This is a genomic window from Bacteroides sp. HF-4919 (genome assembly GCF_018860125.1).
Window position 1 is genome coordinate 104,408 of the sequence record NZ_JAHKNF010000005.1, and the last position, 17,793, is coordinate 122,200.

The 17,793-nt window shown below is 49.7% G+C and carries 13 protein-coding genes and 1 pseudogene; 1 reads left to right on the forward strand and 13 read right to left on the reverse strand.

Annotation, left to right across the window (positions count from 1 at the left end; all coding sequences use genetic code 11):
- Positions 1-58 precede the first annotated feature (58 nt).
- The 8 genes from KO473_RS10315 to KO473_RS10350 form a co-directional block, all read right to left on the reverse strand.
- The gene (locus KO473_RS10315; RefSeq protein ID WP_122130181.1) at positions 59-1,378 is read right to left on the reverse strand and encodes an LruC domain-containing protein; all 1,320 of its coding nucleotides are present in this window, start codon (positions 1,376-1,378) and stop codon (positions 59-61) included.
- A 274-nt stretch (positions 1,379-1,652) separates the two neighbouring features.
- The gene (locus tag KO473_RS10320; RefSeq protein ID WP_122130180.1) at positions 1,653-2,945 is read right to left on the reverse strand and encodes an LruC domain-containing protein; all 1,293 of its coding nucleotides are present in this window, start codon (positions 2,943-2,945) and stop codon (positions 1,653-1,655) included.
- Between the two features lie 228 nt (positions 2,946-3,173).
- Positions 3,174-4,448, reverse strand: a complete 1,275-nt coding sequence (locus KO473_RS10325) for a TolC family protein (RefSeq protein ID WP_005780676.1) — start codon at positions 4,446-4,448, stop codon at positions 3,174-3,176.
- 26 nt (positions 4,449-4,474) lie between these two features.
- Positions 4,475-7,510: an efflux RND transporter permease subunit gene (locus KO473_RS10330; protein WP_122130179.1), complete on the reverse strand. Its 3,036-nt coding sequence runs from the start codon at positions 7,508-7,510 to the stop codon at positions 4,475-4,477.
- Positions 7,511-7,670: 160 nt separating this feature from the next.
- Complete coding sequence (locus tag KO473_RS10335; RefSeq protein ID WP_005807695.1) at positions 7,671-8,723, reverse strand: efflux RND transporter periplasmic adaptor subunit; 1,053 nt, start codon at positions 8,721-8,723, stop codon at positions 7,671-7,673.
- Positions 8,724-9,006: 283 nt separating this feature from the next.
- The gene (locus KO473_RS10340) at positions 9,007-11,322 is read right to left on the reverse strand and encodes a family 65 glycosyl hydrolase domain-containing protein (protein ID WP_032537669.1); all 2,316 of its coding nucleotides are present in this window, start codon (positions 11,320-11,322) and stop codon (positions 9,007-9,009) included.
- A 140-nt stretch (positions 11,323-11,462) separates the two neighbouring features.
- Positions 11,463-11,558, reverse strand: a complete 96-nt coding sequence (locus tag KO473_RS10345) for a smalltalk protein (RefSeq protein WP_005807693.1) — start codon at positions 11,556-11,558, stop codon at positions 11,463-11,465.
- 28 nt (positions 11,559-11,586) lie between these two features.
- The gene (locus KO473_RS10350; protein ID WP_227559558.1) at positions 11,587-12,066 is read right to left on the reverse strand and encodes an HU family DNA-binding protein; all 480 of its coding nucleotides are present in this window, start codon (positions 12,064-12,066) and stop codon (positions 11,587-11,589) included.
- Between the two features lie 372 nt (positions 12,067-12,438).
- On the opposite strand from KO473_RS10350, the gene KO473_RS10355 reads away from it, so the two are divergent.
- Positions 12,439-12,684 (forward strand): DUF4248 domain-containing protein, encoded by a 246-nt coding sequence (locus KO473_RS10355; RefSeq protein WP_005780666.1) that lies wholly within the window; start codon positions 12,439-12,441, stop codon positions 12,682-12,684.
- Between the two features lie 18 nt (positions 12,685-12,702).
- Here the strand turns inward: KO473_RS10355 and KO473_RS10360 are convergent, their stop codons facing one another.
- From KO473_RS10360 to KO473_RS10375, 5 genes and pseudogenes are all read right to left on the reverse strand, one after another.
- Positions 12,703-14,571, reverse strand: a complete 1,869-nt coding sequence (locus tag KO473_RS10360; RefSeq protein WP_032543175.1) for a bifunctional DNA primase/helicase — start codon at positions 14,569-14,571, stop codon at positions 12,703-12,705.
- A gap of 237 nt (positions 14,572-14,808) precedes the next feature.
- On the reverse strand, positions 14,809-15,723 hold the full coding sequence (locus KO473_RS10365) for an Rpn family recombination-promoting nuclease/putative transposase (RefSeq protein ID WP_216035116.1): 915 nt from the start codon (positions 15,721-15,723) through the stop codon (positions 14,809-14,811).
- A 401-nt stretch (positions 15,724-16,124) separates the two neighbouring features.
- The gene (locus tag KO473_RS10370; RefSeq protein ID WP_232303487.1) at positions 16,125-16,808 is read right to left on the reverse strand and encodes a hypothetical protein; all 684 of its coding nucleotides are present in this window, start codon (positions 16,806-16,808) and stop codon (positions 16,125-16,127) included.
- Positions 16,809-16,880: 72 nt separating this feature from the next.
- A pseudogene (locus KO473_RS23670) lies at positions 16,881-17,102 on the reverse strand (Lin1244/Lin1753 domain-containing protein); the annotation flags it as partial.
- A 115-nt stretch (positions 17,103-17,217) separates the two neighbouring features.
- Entirely contained in the window at positions 17,218-17,532 is a 315-nt protein-coding gene (locus tag KO473_RS10375; protein ID WP_005807684.1) for a hypothetical protein, read from the reverse strand.
- Positions 17,533-17,793 lie beyond the last annotated feature (261 nt).

Sequence of the window (17,793 nt, forward strand, 5' to 3'; positions counted from 1 at the left end):
ACAACTTTCGCGCAATCCTTAGAAAACCGATACTAATTTTTACTATTGAGATGAAGGATTAGTGTTCTTGGGGATTGATGTAGGGAAAACGCATGTCGGGGTGATTATACCATTGAAGTTCTTGTGTGGCATTTTCCAACTCATATCCTCCGCTCTCCAACCAATTCTTAAAGAGTGGATAAACTTTCAGCAACTGTTGTTTCTCTACTGCCCATCCCATTTCGACAGGTGCTTTCAGTGCCCATACAAAACCGTCTTTATTGCAATAATAGTTCTTTCCAGCCTCTTTCCGGTCAGTTTCATAACCTTTATATAATTCAGTAGGCTTGAATCCGACGAAGTGTATTTCACGTCCGTTCTCGGGGTTCTGGAGGAAATAGTCAAAGTCGTATGAGGAAGAGAAATTAGAAAGTATAAAACTATAGTTATCTGGCGTTATACTCAATTTGAATGAAAAAACGACAGTCGGTGTTTCCTCACTGGATGCGATCAATTTACCAACTTGTGTGTTGTAGAATTGGGTTCCGTCCGGTCCTTTTAGTTTTTCAAGTCCTGTCAAGGCAAATATGGGGCTTGAAGCATTTGCGAGAAACTCTACACCAATGCCTTTGGTAGCCGATTCAATGTTAAAATCTGTGATCTGATTATTGGTTATTGTCGGGGAAGCAATGAGATTTCCCTGCATGGTCGTTGCTTTACCCGGCAATTGGATGCAGAAACGATATGGCAGACTCCCTCCCATTGCACGTAGCTTCAGGCTGATGGTAATATCCAAATAGTTATTAGACCAACCGCCATTCATTCCCCAAGTCACTTGTGTCTGATAGTTTATCACGAAGTCGTTGAAATCATAGTCTCCCAATTCAGGCCACATGTCTTCAAACATAAGTGTACCGTATTTATCTTTGGCGGGCTTATATATGTGTGTTGAATAATCACCCCCTTTTATTGGGGTTGCGCTGTCCGGAAACAAGCAGTCGGCTTCCCAACGGTGCGATTCACTTCGTGTGAGGGTTTTTGACTTGATGCTTATCTTTTGAGTCTCGTATCCCCCGTTGGTTACCGGATATTTGATCCAGATGGCATTATTGGCGCTCGGCACTTCCAAAGAAGTGTTGTTGTCTCCTTCCGGGATCGCAAGGTCTGCTATCTGTTCGGAACATGCTTCGTCCAGATAGATGGAAGCGGAAACGGCATGCGGCGCATTGGTCGCAAGGGTGACGGTGCGTGTTGTAGACCAGTCGAAACCATCCGGTATAACCAGGTCAGTGGTGTTTCCGGTGGGTGGTACCGAAAGGTCTTTGTCGTCGTCTACACAAGATGTCAAAAGACACATTAGTCCTGCTAATGTGTACATTGCGGTTTTCATTCTTTTCATAATTTTATTGTATATTCATGTAAGTTTGCTGTGTGTTCTGTTTGAATCCTGATACAAACTTATTGTATATATTGTCAAATCACGCAAAGAATGTGGCAAAAGTGGTTGAAATGTTCAACTTTTAAGGGTCTGATAGTCTATTCGTGCGAAGAGAATCAATAAAGAAAAACTTCAGCCTGCCACAGTCAAGGGGGGAATGACCGGACAGGCTGAAAAATAAATCAAACAAATACCTATTTGAATAATAGGATTAGGGTATGAAATGTTTGATGGCTTATTTTATTGCTTGAGATGAATCGAGATATTTGAACCAGTTTTCGTTGAAGTCCGGACTGTCCGGTGAGAGATTCGGATTAGTGATCCAGCTTCTGAACTTGCCGTAAACCTCCATGATATCTTTCTTTTCGCGTGGATGTGCAAGCTTAACAGGCACTTTGATACCCCACACGAAATTGTCGGTACTGCAATATTTGATGTCACTGCGCATATTGTTTCCGGCTTCACCGGCGTATGAATCGCTGTAGTAAGCAGTCGGTTCGTAACCTCTCAGGTGAATTTCACGTCCTCCGTTCCTTTCTTTCTGGAGGAAGAAGTTCTGATTTTCTGAGGTTGCCGCTGCCCCTAATGCCTTTGCTCTTTCTAAGCTGTTGAAGCAGTTGATCTTTAATCTGTATTTAATCGTTACCAGGTCATTGGCTGCTATCTGATGGTCAGCTTCGGTATTATAGAATGTTCCGCCGTTATTCTGTTTCCGTAATTGATCGGTGCCGGTGAATATGAAGATAGCAGGAGCGTCTTTTCCGGGATTCTGAAGTTCCATCTTAACAAGGTCGTTCCCGTTTATTTCGACCACTTCGTCGATATATTTGGCAGATGTTTGGTCCAATTGCAGTCCCAGGCGATAAGGCAGATAGCCTCCCATTGCACGGAAAGTGATTTCAAATTCAATTCCGTCTGCCTCATATTTATCTTTATCCTCTGTGTTGTAGCCGTCAAAGAAGGTCGCTTGCGTGTGATACCAGATAACGAAATCGTTGAAATCATAATCTCCCATTTCGGGCCAGTTATCTTCCATCATCAGGGTTGCCGTTTCTCCTTTTGCGGGATACCATTGATGTCTGTATGCACCCTCTCCTCCGTTTGTGTCAAATCCACTCACGTTTTCCGGCAGTTTGACCAAGGTCTCTGCACGTGTAGAAGCCGTATTGAGGGGGATGTTCATCATTTCTTTCCCTTTGCTTGTAGCATACTGTACGTATAATGCCCGGTCTGCCTTGGCTACATCCAGCCGGATGTTTTTGGCAACTTCGGATACAGGCAGTTCTGTCAGTAAACTTGCGTCGGTGCATGATTCGTCGGTATAAATCGCCACTCGTGTTGCCACGGGCGAAGTAATGGAGAGATTGACACTCCTTGTAGTGGTCCAGTCCGCATCATCCGGTATGATTAGGTCTGTTGTTTTTTTCGATTCTTGGGGTTGTGAGAGGTCTTTGTCATCCTCAACACATGCTGTTAAAGCAAGTGTTGCTCCCAGTAGGGTGTACATCATCCAATGCGTTGTTTTCATTATTTTTGTGATTAGGATTATTTACTTGTTCGTTTGTGACTGCAATATACAATGAAAAGTTGTATATTATGTTACTTTGTGTCTTGTTTTTATATAAAATGTTGATTTTCTATGTGTATATGTGGTTGGAATAGTCAACTTTTGGCAGAATAGAGGCTGCGTATATACGAAACAGAGGCTCTATTCACCCGGAATAGAGCCTCTGTCTGTATAAAATAGAGCTTTCGTTTATTCGCTGATAACCTTTCTGTATTCTGCCACTGCCATTTTCTCTGCCAGGTAAGCATTAATCAGGCTGGTATGTGCCTGTGTCCACGAAAGTTGTGCCGAGAGTACGTCGACCATATTTGCTTTTCCTTCGTTGTAGGAGAAGGTGATCAGGTCCAGGTTTTCTTCTGCCAGCTCTTTATTTTCTTTGGCTGTCTTCACCTGCTCTTCCGTTTCCTGCAGCTTGGTCAGTGCGGCAGCCAGTTCCTGGTTGATCTGGTCTACTACGTAGCTTTGCTGCAACTTCTGTATACCCGTGTAGGCTTTCTGTTGCCGGTTGGTCTTGAACCTGGCTCCCCAGCGTAGCACGGGGATATTTACGCTCATGCCTACGATGGGTGTAAACTTCACGTCATATCCCATGTTGGGAGAAGCGGTGGCCCATCCGCCGGTGACGTACATGCTTACTTGCGGATTGTACTGGCTCAGGGCTGCCTTGCGTTGCGCCTCGCTTTTCTGGATGTTGACTTCTGTGCTGGCAAAGTCGGCACGGCGTTGCAGTACATCGTCCAGTGGGAGCAAGGTGACAGGCGGACACACGACACCGATGGAGCAAAGGCTGTCTACGGGAGCGTTGGGTTCTTCTCCCATCAGGATATTGAGTTTCTGTAGAGCCAGTGTATAATTCTGGCGTGCGCTGATGTATTGAAGTTCGGCTTCCTTACGGCGTGTCGAAATCATCAGCAGGTCGGTGCGGCTGATAGCGCCGTCTTTAAAACGGTCTTGGATGATTTCATATTGTTTCTCTACGATTTCCTGATATTGTGCCGAAGCATTGAGCATGGCACGGGCTGAAGAGGCGTTCCAATAAAAGGCGTCACTCTGATAGTGAATCTGGTCGCGTGTCAGCTCTTCGCTCAGCTGATCGAGTTTTTCGTCAGCTTGGGCTATACGGTTTTGGGCTTGCAGGGCACCGCCTGTATAGAGTGGCTGCGACACGACGAATACCCCTTGATAAGTGTGGTTGCGGTATTGTCCGGCCGGTCCGTCCCAGGAGTCCATCTCTTTCAGGTTCAGTGTTCCCTCGGCGGAGATGTCCACTTTGGGCAGGAATCCTGTAAAGGCTATTTTCCGTGCGTCCGTGCTTGCCATTGATTTCAGATGCTGCTGTTTCAGCACCTGGCTGTAAGCTTCCACACGGTCACGATATGCCTCACGGCTCAGATGCGGGGCTTGTGCCTGCACTTGTGTACAAAGTCCCAATGCAAACAGAAGTATAAGTTTATTCTTCATCATATACTTTTAAATTTTAGTTCATTTCTTTATCCCTTAATCCTGTGGATGGCGCAATAAGCTACCGGAAGCACAAACAGTGTCAGTGCCGAAGCCACAAGCAGTCCGCCCATGATGGTAGCCGCCATTCCGCCGAACATGGCGTCGAACAGCAACGGAAGCATACCTAAGATCGTTGTACCCGAAGCCATGGCCACCGGTACGATACGGCTGACGGTTGCCTTTATCACGGCTTCGCGCGGATCGAGTCCCGATTGACTTTCGATGTCGATCTGGTCCACCAGTACAATGGCATTTTTGATGTTCATACCGATCAGTCCCAGCAAACCGAGGATGGCGAAGAAGTCGAATGACTTGCCTAACAGCAGCAATCCCAGTACGATACCGATAAATATCAGCGGCAGCATCAGCAAGATTACCGTCGGCTTGCGGTAGGTTTTAAACAGCAGCAGCAGGGTGGTGAACATCAGGAAGAAGGTCAGCGGCAGGTTTTTTGCCAGAGCTTCGTTCGATTCCACCTGGCTTTCCTGTTCGCCGAAGTATTTCAGGGTGTATCCTTCCGGGACCTTGATCTCTTTTTGCACCTGCGACCATATCTGGTTGAAGGCCGCGATGGCATTCACTCCCCTCCGGGGATCGCATTGCGCCATCATCACCATCTGGCGGTTGTAGTCCTTCACATTTGAGAAGCGATAGCGGAAGTCGAACTCCGACACTACCTGCTCCAGGCTGGTGGTTTCCGGCCCGTTGCCGAATACCGGTAATGTACGCAGGTCGTTGATGCGGAAGGAATCCGTCACACTGTTGCCTTTCAGCAGAATCGGCAGCACCTGGTCTCCTTCGCGGAATTCACCGAGAGTCATGCCGTTTGTCCCGATCTGGATGCTTTGAGCCATGCCTTGGCGGGAGACTCCCAGGGGTTGTGCCCGTTCCGGGCTGTAGATCGGTTTCCAGATGGGTATTTTATTTCCCCACGAGTTACGTATATTAATAAGGTCAGGGTTCCGGTGCATGATCTCCAGTGCCCGGTTGGTCAGTGCCACCAGCGTGTCCACATTGGGCCCGATGAAACCGATTTCGATGGCTGCATCCACAGCCGGCGACAGTTTGAAGAGGCTCGTACGGGTGATGGCGTTCGGAAAGTTGGCTTTCATGTAACCGTCGAACTGTTCTTCATACTCTTTGGTATACTTGCTGTCGTTCAGTTCCACCAATACATTGGCAAAGTTCGGCTTCGGCCCTACGGAGGTAGACGCCAGGTAGTAACGCAGCGGAGTGCTTCCGAAGGTGATCGATACTTTTTTCACTTCCGGCAGTTTTTGCAGATGGGCTTCCACTTTCTTCATCTCCCGTGCCACGTCGTTCACCCCATATCCGTCCGGATAAAACACGTCGGCGCGGAAGTAGGGCTTGTCCAGTGACGGGAAGAAGTTTTGCGGCATCATTCCCATCACCACCAGTGAGACGATGAAGAGCACGATCATCGACCCTAACGTCACAATTTTGCGCCGGATCAGGACGCTCAGTATCTTTTCGAATTTGTGGTAGAACGGTTTGTCGTACGGATCTTTGCCTGCATTTTTGGCCTTGGCTTTCAGGATAAAGTTTCCGAATACGGTGGTTTGTGTCAGTGCCAGTACCCAGCTCAATCCCAGTGAGATGGCCAGTACGACGAAAAGCGGCTTCACGATTTCCGCCACGGACGAAGGTGCCAGATAAAGCGGCAGGAACGAGCAGATAGCGATGAACGTGGCTCCCAGCAATCCCCATTGTGGTCCGGTGGCTCCGTCGATCAATGCTTTCCGGCGGTCCACTCCGCGGGCGATGGCTATCTGCGCATTGTCCGTCACCACGATGGCGTTGTCCACCAGCATACCCATGGCGATGATAAATCCCGCCAGTGACGTACGGTTGAGTCCTACACCCATGAAGGACATGATAAGCAGCGTACCTCCGATGGAGAAGACCAGTGAAGAGCCGATCAATACTCCGGCACGCATCCCCATCACCAGCATGATGATGACAATTACGATCAGGATCGACTCAATCAGGTTGATGATAAATCCGTTGTTCGCCTCTTTGGCTATGACGTTTTCAAGATAAAGGCTTTCCAGGTTCAGTCCCACAGGCATCAGTGGGAGGAGTTCGGCCAGTTTCTGGTCTACCATCTCACCCGTCAGCACCACGTCGCGTTGCGGGTCAGTAGATACGCCGATACCGATGGCACGTTTGCCATTGACACGCATGATGGTGCCTGGCGGGTCCATGTATCCTTTCTCTATGACGGCGATGTCACCCAGTTTTACCTGTCCGGCGCGGGTGGTGATTACCTGGTTCTGGATGTCGTCCACCGTGGTATACATACCGTTGGCTACTATGCGCAACTGCTGTTCGCCGGCGCTGATTTCTCCGGTGTTGATAATCTGGTTCTGCGATTGCAGCAGGCTTGCCAGCTGTTTGGGATCGATACCCATGCCTGCCAGCTTGTTCACCGAGACGAATATATTCACCACCTCGGTCTGTGTGCCGAACAGTGCGACTTTCATCACCCCGTCGGCAGTGACCACCTGTGTCTTGATGCGTTCGGCCCAGTCCCTCATTTCTTCGTAGCTGAATCCGTCGTCGGCTGTCAGTCCGTAGTAGATACCGAATACGTCACCGAAGTCGTCCGATACTGTGGGTACCGAAGCTCCGCTTGGCAATTGGGGTTGTATGTTGAGCACTTTGCGCCGCAGTTCGTCCCATTTTTGGGGGATGGAGGAGGCCGGTAGCGAGGGGAGCAGTTCGAACGTGATTTTGGAAATGCCGTACATGGATTCGGACTTGATCTTGTATACTCCGCTCATGCTCTGTATCTCACGGGAGATGGGCTCGGTGATCAGCCGTTCCACTTCGGCGGGCTCGGCACCGGGATAGCGCGTCATGATGACGGCCGATTTGATGACAAAAGGAGCATCTTCCTTCTTGCCCAGGCTGCTGAAAGAGGAGATACCTCCGATCAGCAATACAGCCAGAAAAAAGTAGATGACTTTGGTATTGTCTAATGAATATTTGGCTAAATTCATGATTGTATATGGTTTTGAGTTTGATTCACCACGGAGGACACAGAGGACACAGAGAAGATTTTCTCTTAAAATAATCCTATAAACAAGAGATTAAAACTCTGTGTCCTCTGTGGCCTCCGTGGTGAATCGTATTCATTTCTATTGCGTTGAGCGGGCACTCTTATTTCAGTTCCTTCACCGTTTCGCCTTCCACCAGTTGTGTTACGCCGGCTATTATTACCGTTTCCCCTGCTTTCAGTCCTTTCGAGATAAAGGCCTGTGCGTCTCCCGTCGGAGAGTAAACGGTTACTTCACGGCGGTTTACCTGATTCCCGTTCAGTACCCACACGTAGGTTTTGTTTCCTTCGCTTTCACCGAATATGGCACTCAGGGGCACTACCGTCATGGTTTCTTCCAGGAACGGACCTACATCGGCCGAGAAGCGGATGCTGCACGTGAAACCCGGTTTCACCTCATACAGGGCATGGTCGAAAGCGGGATCGTCGATGGTGATCGTCACCGGGATACCCGTACCGTCCGTCGAGATGTCGAGATATTCCTCCAGTTTGGCATTGAAGATGTGTCCGCGGTATGTATCGAACTCCACGCGGAAGTGTTGGTCTTTGGAACGGAGCAGATAAAGGTAAGCATCGGGGATGGTGAACTTGATGCGCAGTTTCTTGGTGTTGACCAGCTGCACAATGCCTTCGCCCGAGTTCACGCGCTGATAGTTCTCCACTAACCTTTTCTCGATAGACCCGTCGAAAGGGGCGGTCAGTTTGGTGTCGCGCATATTGTTGCTCGAAAGTTCGTAAGCCGATTTCTTTTGTTGGAAGGTCGATACGCTGATTTCATATTCTTGTACCGAGATAGCCTGCCGTGCCAATAATCGTTTGTTACGTTCCACTTGGGCAGCGGCGGTTTCGTAAGCCGATTTGTCTGCTGCATACTGTAAGGCCAGGTCGCGCGGATCGATGGCCGCAATCAGTTGTCCTTTTTTGACCCGTTGTCCTTCTACCACCGGCAGGTTGATGATCTGTCCGCTCACGCGGAAGGCCAGTTTCACATAATCTACAGCTTCTACAATGCCCGAAAAGTCCTTTCTGATTTCCGACCGGGACTCTACCCTGGCCGTCTTTACGGGGCGTACTGTTGCCGCATTGTCTTCTTTTTTTTGTCCGCAAGCCGTTAATAGAATAAGTGCTGCGAGGATACATCCATAGTTTTTTCTCATATTTCCCATTGATTAAGAGTCTGTTTAGTCTCATTTTGAGGGGGCAAAGATATGAAACTGAAAAACTATAAACAGTTTTCCGGTTTGATAATTTAATATTATTAACAACCTGAGGCGGGTGTGGCGAGACTTGGTTACGATGAACGAGAACTCACCACGGAGGACACAGAGGACACAGAGTTTTAATCTCTTGTTTATAGGATTATTTTAAGAGAAAATCTTCTCTGTGTCCTCTGTGTCCTCCGTGGTGAGCCCTCGTTCATCGTTGAAAACCGTTGATCGTTTATTTCTGCCTCGGTACAGTCAAATCTTTACCCTTTTTCAGGTTATAAACAACTTCGGAGATACGGATGTTCAACTCACATCCTTCTAAAAGAGAGATTTTTATCGCCTGTTTTTCGACTTTCATCTGCAGGGTGCATCCACGGAAATTTACTTTGAATGTATAGCTGTCCCACGCTTGGGGGATGATGGGGTTGAAGTCGAGCTGTCCGTCCAGTATTTTCATTCCCGCAAATCCGCGTACGATGACCTGCCAACTTCCCGCCATGCTTGTGATGTGCAACCCTTGGTGTACCTCATTATTATAGTCGTCCAGATCCAGGCGCGTGGCATGCAGGAAGAGGCGGTAGGCTTCTTCCGTGTCGCCTATCCAGGCAGCCAGAATGGCGTGGACAAAAGGTGACAGGGATGATTCGTGTACGGTACGGGGTTCGTAGAACCGGAAGTTCCGGAGAATCGTTTCACGGTCAAAGTTTTCGTAATACAGGAACAGTCCTAACAGCACGTCGCTCTGCTTGATGTAGCACGAACGCAGGATACGGTCCCATGACCACCATTGGTTGATCGGCCGTTCGTTTGCCGGGATATCGTCCACCGTGGTCAGCTCCTTGTCCGGATAGCCGTCATCCTGTATGAAGATGCCCTGTTGTTCGTCCCGGGGGAGATACATTCCGTCGATAATCTTCTGCCAGCGCGAAGTCTCTTCGGCATAATTGAAGCGGGTGACACGGCGCACCCGTGCATACTCTTCCGGAAATTCGTGGGCCACCATCTCGATGCTGTCTATGGTGCTTTGCAGGCATTGCACGCAGGAGAAGTTGGTGTACCAGTTGTTGTTGACGTTGTTTTCGTATTCGTTAGGCCCCGTCACTCCCAACAGCACAAATTTTTGCCGTGCCTGCGAGTAGGATACCCGCTGGCTCCAGAACCGGCAGATGGCAATCATCACCTCCAGTCCGTAGCGGGCAATGTACTCTTTGTTGCCTGTCACCCTGGCATACTGCATGATGGCATATACTATGATGTTGTTGCGGTGTATCTCTTCGAAAGTGATTTCCCACTCGTTGTGGCATTCTTCTCCGTGGATGGTCACCATCGGATAGAGTGCCGCCCCGTCGGTAAATCCCAGTTTACGTGCGTTTTCGATGGCTTTGGGCAACTGGTTATAGCGGTAGAGCAACAGTTTGCGGCACACTTCTCTCGGGGTGGACAGCAGGAAGTAGGGCACACAGCACAATTCTGTGTTCCATTGCGTGTTGCCGCCGTATTTTTCTCCCGTGAATCCCTTCGGACCGATGTTCAGCCGCTCGTCGTCTCCCTGATAGCTCTGGTTCAGCTGGAAGATGTTGAACCGTATGCCCTGCTGTGCTTCCGGGTCTCCTTTGATCTCCACGTCCGTCTCCTCCCAGATTTTTGCCCACCGCTCCTTATGGGCTGCCGTCAGCGATTCCCATCCCTGCTCCCTGGCTGCTTTGGCTTCGTTCACAGCGCGCTCTACCAACTCCTGACGGTCACATTGCAGCGACGACACGATGGCGGTATACTTGATAAGAGTCACCTTCTCGCCGGGCTTCACGTCCGCTCCGGCGCTGAATCCTGTCAGTTTTTCTTTTTCTATCTTGATGGGGCTGACGCTTATCTGTTTGCTGTTCCTGAAGAACCGGTACGTCAGTGCGCAGCAGATTTGTGAATCTTCCCGCCGGGTTTGCGCCCAGAGGTAAGCGTAGTCGTTGGTGGTTTCGGCGCGCAGGATGTTCCACATCTTTTCGTCGAAATTGGCGCTTTCGTGCTTCACGTCGCCGTTCAGATAGGGTACCAGCGAGATTTTGCCTTCATAGTTCACCGATGTCACACTGTATTTTATCAGACACAGGTTCTGGTTGTCCATGCTGTTGATGTGCTCTATGTGCACTTCCAGCGTGTTGCCTTTGGGCGAAGTCACCCTGAAGTCACGGTACGAGATTCCCGCCTTCATGTCCAGCCTGCGTTCATAGCTCTCCACATCCCAGTGTGCCAGATCCAGTTCCTCGTCGATCAGGCGCACGTAGATGCCGCTCCAGTCCGGAGTGTTCGGTATGCGTGAGAAGAATCGCGGGTAACCGTTTTTCCACCATCCCACACGGGTGCGGTCCAGAAAAGTGATTCCTGCTACGTATGATCCCTGCAGGGAGTCGCTGCTGTAGGACTCTTCAAAATTGCCTCGCTGTCCGAAACGTCCGTTACCGAGGCTGAATATACTTTCCGAAGCGCGAAGGTTGTCGGCGTGAAAACCTTCTTCTATGATGTTCCATTCGTCTACCTTGAGGAATTTTTTCATGGTCATTGGGATTGTGTTTTTTAGATCGGCACCTAAGATACAAAAAAAACTTCTGATGCACAATCATTGTGCATCAAAAGTCTTTTTTTACCGTGGAGGACACAGGGTCCCGCAGGGTATTCATGTCGATAATCGATCGTCTAAGGATTCATTGCGTTGACTCCCAATGCTCCGAGTATGGCAGTAGCCACGGCTATCACCACTTTCAGCACTTTGTGCCAGATTGTTTTTTTCATTGCTTCGTGTGTTTTAAAATATTCATTTTTATGCCGTCGGATCATCTACAATATCTCCGTCGCCTCCGTCGCCGGAGGGCGTTTCACTCTTGATGTAGAACGACACATTGTTCTCTCCTCCGCGGGTGGTAGCCGTGCTGTCGTTTGCCAGTCGCAGGCTGTTGTCCACGGCAAAGCGGATATGCACACGCCTGATACCCTTTACGGTACACTCTTTTTCCGTTTCCGTTCCGGCGGAAGTCAGCGTGATGTAGAACGTACCGAGCCCGTCCACCTTCACTTTGTTTCCCTCCACCAGCGACTTTTTCAGTTGCCGGACGAATGCCTGCATGACGTGTGTCACGTCTTCCGCGCTCAGGGCTCCGGTGATTTCTATCTCTTTGGCGATGGAGGCGATGGTAGCTGTTTTGGAGCTGCCCGGCTCTTGTTTCAGATAATACTTTTGGGGCGACGATTTGTCGCTCAGATCTTTGTAGCGCTGATAGCGCATCACAGGTACTGCCATAATAAAATGTTTTTTGGATTCATAAAATGTTTTCTTTCTGTAATACATCAAGGCCTTTCTGATTACGATGTAAAGGTAGTACTTATGCTTTATCCCACAGGCTGTCCGGGGCAAGATGCGGGCATTGGCGGCTCTTTGGTCCCGTAAGTGCCTTTTTGAAGATAAAAACGGACAAGAAGCCTTGCCCGTTCCCTGCTTTTTTAGTATCTTAGTACTCTGAATCAATAAGTGTCACAAAGCAAAAATGAATCCGGTTCACCACAGAGTACACGGAGGACACAGAGAATATTTTTCTCTTAAATATCTTAATAAACAAGAATTTAAAACTCTGTGTCCTCTGCGTCCTCTGTGGTGAACCCAACTCAAAAAAACAGTATGGAAAAGAAACCAGAAACCACAGAGAAAAAGTTCCGGATAAAGAGTTATGGCAAGTCCGAACTGGCCTCGCTCTATATGCCCGAAATCAGTCCTAAGAGTGCCGCAAGCGAATTGCGCAAATGGATCGGCAAGTCTCCCGGTCTGACGGAGGCCCTTTCCGCTACCGGGCTGCGTACTAAAGACAAGCGCTATACGCCCGCCCAGGTGGAGTTGATCGTAGGGGCAATCGGCGAACCGGGATGACGATGGCGGGGTGGTCTTTCACGGCAGGAAATCGAGCGTTTTTTCGGTCTCCGCGTTTCCGCCCATTCCGAACCAGTGTTTGGAGTCGAACTGTGTGTTTCGTATCCGGTCGCCGGGGCGTTCCGCCGTGGCGTCCTCTTCGCAGGGCGAGTAGCGCCCGTTCACGGTATTAAACACAAAGCTGCACTCGCCGATATTTCCCAGGTGGCGGAACTTCACCTTTTTCACATGTACCCGTGTCACCCCTGCCTGCCGGTCGCGTTCCACCACCAGTCCGAAGTCACATTTATTGACGAATGCCGCCGATCCGTTGATGTCCTGCAGCGTGGGTACGGGCAGGCGTTTCGTCAGCGGGTCTGTCTGCATCTTGCGTGGATGCGCCACGAGGATGACGAGGCATTGGTGCCTTTGGGCGAAGTTTGCCAGCAGGTCGAGGAATGCCGAGATATATTGCGTTTCCGTCTGTCCGCCCGGGATGCGGTGTTCCAGCCGGTTGAAAGGGTCCAGTACCAGTATGCGGATGCCCCGCCTCCTCACCAGTTGGCGTGCCCGTTCCAGTATCGATTCTACGGTGAAATCTTCTTTGGGCAGGATGCTCGAAATGTTTTCCGCCAGATAGCGTTGCGCTTTCTCGTAGAGCATTTCGGTCATCAGTCCCTTGCGGAAACGCTGTCCGGTCAGTTTTTCGGTCAGTTTGGCCAGGTGATAGGGGAGGGGTTGGTTTTCGGGGCTGAAATAAGCTGTCCGCCATTGGTGGTTGAGGCAGAGGCGCAGCACCAGTTCGTCCGTGAACTCCGATTTTCCGTCGCCCGGGTGTCCCGTGATGACGCAGAGCCTTCCGGTCTCGAAGGTGCAGAGGTCGTCCAGGTTCTTCAGTCCCGTTTCCGCTCCCCGTGACAGTCCGTTTTCAAAAAGTATGCGCATCTCTTCGTCCACATCGGCCGCTGTATATACGCCTTCCAACGGCATCTCCGGGGCGTCGGCAAGTGCCTGCGACAATGCTTCCGGACCCGCCTTTACCAACAGCTCGTTGGCGTCTTTGCACCCTTCGCCGTAGCTGACCACCCTGCAACGTTCGCGTCCCAGGCGGCGGAGCAACTCCTGTTTCAGTTCTTCCCCTTTCGGGTCGGCATCGCCGGCTATGTAGATCACCCGCTTATCTTCGAAATGGCTGTCCACAAAGCGGTCCATCCACTTCAGGTTACGGTTGGCACCTCCGGGCACCGATATCACGTCAGTGCGCCCTGCCGTGACAAAGGCGGCTGCATCCAACTCTCCTTCGGTGATGATACATTCCGGGGTGCCTTTGATGCCGTCGATGTTGTAGGGAATCAGTTCCGCTCCGGTGAGCATTTTGAAGTGTTTATGGAGCGTGGCACGGAACTTGATGTTTACCAGCCGTCCCTCTTCCAGATAGTTGAAGCAGAGACAGGGTTCTTCAAGTCCGCTTTGGGGCATGTATTGCACCGACGAGGTGATGTGCAGTTGTTCCGCCGCGTGTGCACTGATGTGGCGTTCGTCCGCCAGCCATTTCAGTTGCACCGGAGTGAGAGGGGTTTCGTTGGCAGGTTTTTGGGGACGTTGGGGGACAGCGGTGCCGTCCGGGGCTGTTGGCCGGGGGCTTGTCCGGTTTCTTTCGGCGGGGAAGTCCACCAGCGGATCTCCTGTCTTTCGTCCGCCATGCTTTCCGCTTCCGTCGTCTGCCACTCCGCTCCATCCGCAGTAATGGCATTTGTAGAGTCCTGAGTCCAGGTCCACCGAAAGGGACTTGTCACTTTTGTTGCTTCTCTGCCCGATACATCGGGGGCATTTGGTCTTGATGTGGCCTGCTGTGCGGCCGTAGGCATCAAATTCGATGCCGAGTTCACGAAAATTAAATGATTTCATGGTCGATTTCCATTTGTTTTTAGGCGTTTCTCTAAACTTGCCGGAAACGGAAATCTGGGTAATGGTTTTGATTTCACCACAGAGGACACAGAGGGCACAGAGAGATTAATTGGCTGCGCTCTGTAGTAAGTTTTCAGACAAAAGAACAGAAGAACAAACAAATAAAGGATAATTTGCTCTTTTGTTCTTTTGTCTAAAAAAACTCTGTGTCCTCTGTGTCCTCTGTGGTGAGTATCCTTAAGATAGCTTTTCTATTTCTTCAATGGGCAGGCCCGTTATTTGGTGAATGGTTTCGGGCGGGAGGTTCAGTGATTTCATCTTTCGGGCGTTTTCTCTTTTCTCTTCGATCCGTCCTTTCTTAAATCCTTCCTGTCTGCCTTCCGCCAGCCCTTCCTGTCTGCCTTCTTGTCTGCCTTCCAGTGCGGCTGTACTCAGCACGTCATTTTGTATCATGACAGCATTGATATGCTCGTCATACGCCAGTCGTTCTTTTTTATCCATGTTGTAATAAATCAGTTTCCGGCGTGCCTCTTCCAGTCCGGGTGCTTTTGTATCCGGGCGGATGATGCCGGTTTTGAGATATTCAATCCATTCTTCGAGGGGAGTGACGGCTACTTTGTTGAATTCGTTCACCCGGATCAGGAAGTATTCGGGGAAGATTTCGGCAGGCAGTTTCCGTATGATGGCGTTCTTCTCTTTAGTGGTCACTTCAAGGAAGTCGCCTGTATGTACCCCCACGAAAGTGTTCTGCCCGTGATATAGGTAGTCGTTTCCCCGTCCGATGTCGAAATAGAGTATGCTGACGGAGTACACCTTCTTCACCTCCGAGTAGAGTTCTCCCAGTTCGATATGCTCTGTGATGGCCTTTGCCACTCCGAAGAGGATTCGCTCCAGATAATAGATTTCGCGGGTGTTCTGCACCTCTACGATGATGATTTCGTCTTTGCTGTTCCGTGCCTTGATGTCCACGCGGTTGAATTTCTCGTTTTCGCGCTGTTGGTTTCCTTCACTTTCCAGTATCTCTACGATGCGTATCGGTTCGTTCAGCAGCACTGTGAGGAAACCCTCCAGCACGCCGAAGTTGGCTTTATTGCGCAACAGCCGTTTCACCGCCCAGTCAAATCGGATATATCTGTCTGTATAATCCATTATCGTACCTCCTCTTTGTATTCATATCCCGCAAATATAGCTTTTAAAAGGGATGATTCCAAATTAGAGCCTGTTTAATTTATCACAAAGTCTCACACGGAGATTAATTGGCTGCGCCCTGCCTGTTTTCAGACAGAAGAACAAAAGAACACATAAAGAATCGTTTGTTCTTCTGTCTAAAAAAACTCTGTGATATTCTGTGGTGAGTTTTCAGACAGAAGAACAGATGAACACATAAAGAATAATTTGTTCTTTTGTTCATCTGTCTAAAAAAACTCCGTGTCCTCTGTGTCCTCTGTGGTGAATGTCCGTTTCCGATAAGTCAAAGAGCGATATTGGTTTTCTTTACGTTTCCTGCCGGCAGAGACCGTTCTCCCTGCCGCCATTAGTCTCCGGTGGTGCCGTCATTCCGTCCACTTCCCCGACTCGGAGCTCCACACGGCGTTCTCCGACGGGCGGGGCGGTGCTTCGTCCGGGATGTGCTCTCCGCAATAAGAGCGGGCTCCTGTCAGCGGGTCGCGCTGCTCAAAGCGGTAAGCGTCTGCTCGGCGTTCGGTTGTTTCCAGGCGGTTCAGCACAGTGTCCAGCGCCTGCCGGGTGGCAGAGCCGCGACGGATGAAGTTGCTGAAGTAACTTTTGGCGTCGGCTATGGAGAAGAGGGTTTGCTCTTTGCCATACGTCACGATATGTTGCTTGAAGAATGTCCGGATGTGTGGCAGCAGCTCCATGAAGCGGAAGCCCATGCCTGAGTGCATGGCCTGCACCTCCAGCCACGACTGTTCGCCGAAAGCACTCTCCACGTATGTTTCCCATCTTTGCGGCGAGGGCTGTCGGGGTGGTTCCGTTATTGGGACGGAAGGAGGCTCGGGGGCAGTCCTGATTATCTCTTCTTCTTCTTTTTCTTTTAATATATTCTTTTTCTTACACCGTGTTGCGGTGAAACGCCCGTTGGCAGCACGTTTCACGGTGACTTTCACCCCACCCGCGGTGGTGGCTCCGGCAACCGCAGTCCCGGTTGCAGCGGATTCTCGACGGTCCGTCCCGGTTGAAATGCGGTTCCGGACGGGGGTATCCGGTTCGGTGTTCATCTCTTCGTCGAGATAGATGCTTGAGAAGCTGCGCCCGCTTTCGTCTTCCGCGTAGAGGCGGAACAGGCGGAAGTCGCACACTATCTTTTGCAGCTTTTCCAGGGATACATTCCAGCGGCGTGCCAGTGCAGGCAGTGAAGCAAAGGCGCAGCGATACCCCTCGTGTTGTCGTAACTCGGCCAGCAGGACGGTATAGATGCCTATGCCTTCTATGCCGTTCTGTTCGCATAGGGCGATCACCCGGTCGTCGGACATCATGCTGACGCGATAGCGGAAAAATAATTCGTATTTCATAATAGTGCAAGTTAAATGATTTGATTCTGTGCAGAATGCTTTCTTTCAAACCTATTCTGCAGCAGCAAAGGTAGGGCTTCGGGTGCGTATTTCCATATAATCCTCCGGAGGCGTTCTACGCCTTCCGGAGTGTTTCTTCATTGTTTTTCTCTTTCATCTCGTTCCAGAGCTTAAATAGCTCTCTTTCAATGTATTCCTCCGATACGGACTGTTGAGGACGGTAGATGCTCCGGAAGTCATAGGCACGGCATAGCTGGTGTGTCAGATGGGGGATGAACGGCTTGTCCGGATCGAAGGTATCAAGACTGACCGCATTCCGGAGAGCAAACGTAAGTAACTGATTTCTTTCTCTTTGTATGACAATGCGATCCTCTTTCGTAGAGTAAATCTTGTTACATACTTCCAGAATCTCTTCCGGGTCTTCAAACACTAATTTCAGGCTTCCTTCGTTGATTTCAGCCTCACATTTAAAAAAAATTCTTTCTTCATTATTTTATTATTATTTACAATAAATGAAGCTGCAAAATTAAGGTATATTAGTGAAAAACGAACGGTTTAGAGGCTTTGATAACATTCTTTAATAAATAAGAAATGTCTGGTGATGTTTGGAATATATTACTGATTATAAGAAGAATATGCTTATTTATCTGTTTCAAAAAACGTACGTCTTTTGGCACAAAAATAGTCTCTT

What these genes read in the sequence shown, in the direction of transcription:
- KO473_RS10345 (WP_005807693.1), bottom strand. Translation starts at nt 11,558, where the DNA reads ATGAAAAAAACAATCTGGCACAAAGTGCTGAAAGTGGTGATAGCCGTG.
- KO473_RS10370 (WP_232303487.1), bottom strand. Translation starts at nt 16,808, where the DNA reads ATGAACACCGAACCGGATACCCCCGTCCGGAACCGCATTTCAACCGGG.
- KO473_RS10335 (WP_005807695.1), bottom strand. Translation starts at nt 8,723, where the DNA reads ATGAGAAAAAACTATGGATGTATCCTCGCAGCACTTATTCTATTAACG.
- KO473_RS10325 (WP_005780676.1), bottom strand. Translation starts at nt 4,448, where the DNA reads ATGATGAAGAATAAACTTATACTTCTGTTTGCATTGGGACTTTGTACA.
- KO473_RS10315 (WP_122130181.1), bottom strand. Translation starts at nt 1,378, where the DNA reads ATGAAAAGAATGAAAACCGCAATGTACACATTAGCAGGACTAATGTGT.
- KO473_RS10360 (WP_032543175.1), bottom strand. Translation starts at nt 14,571, where the DNA reads ATGAAATCATTTAATTTTCGTGAACTCGGCATCGAATTTGATGCCTAC.
- KO473_RS10320 (WP_122130180.1), bottom strand. Translation starts at nt 2,945, where the DNA reads ATGAAAACAACGCATTGGATGATGTACACCCTACTGGGAGCAACACTT.
- KO473_RS10340 (WP_032537669.1), bottom strand. Translation starts at nt 11,322, where the DNA reads ATGAAAAAATTCCTCAAGGTAGACGAATGGAACATCATAGAAGAAGGT.
- KO473_RS10330 (WP_122130179.1), bottom strand. Translation starts at nt 7,510, where the DNA reads ATGAATTTAGCCAAATATTCATTAGACAATACCAAAGTCATCTACTTT.
- KO473_RS10355 (WP_005780666.1), top strand. Translation starts at nt 12,439, where the DNA reads ATGGAAAAGAAACCAGAAACCACAGAGAAAAAGTTCCGGATAAAGAGT.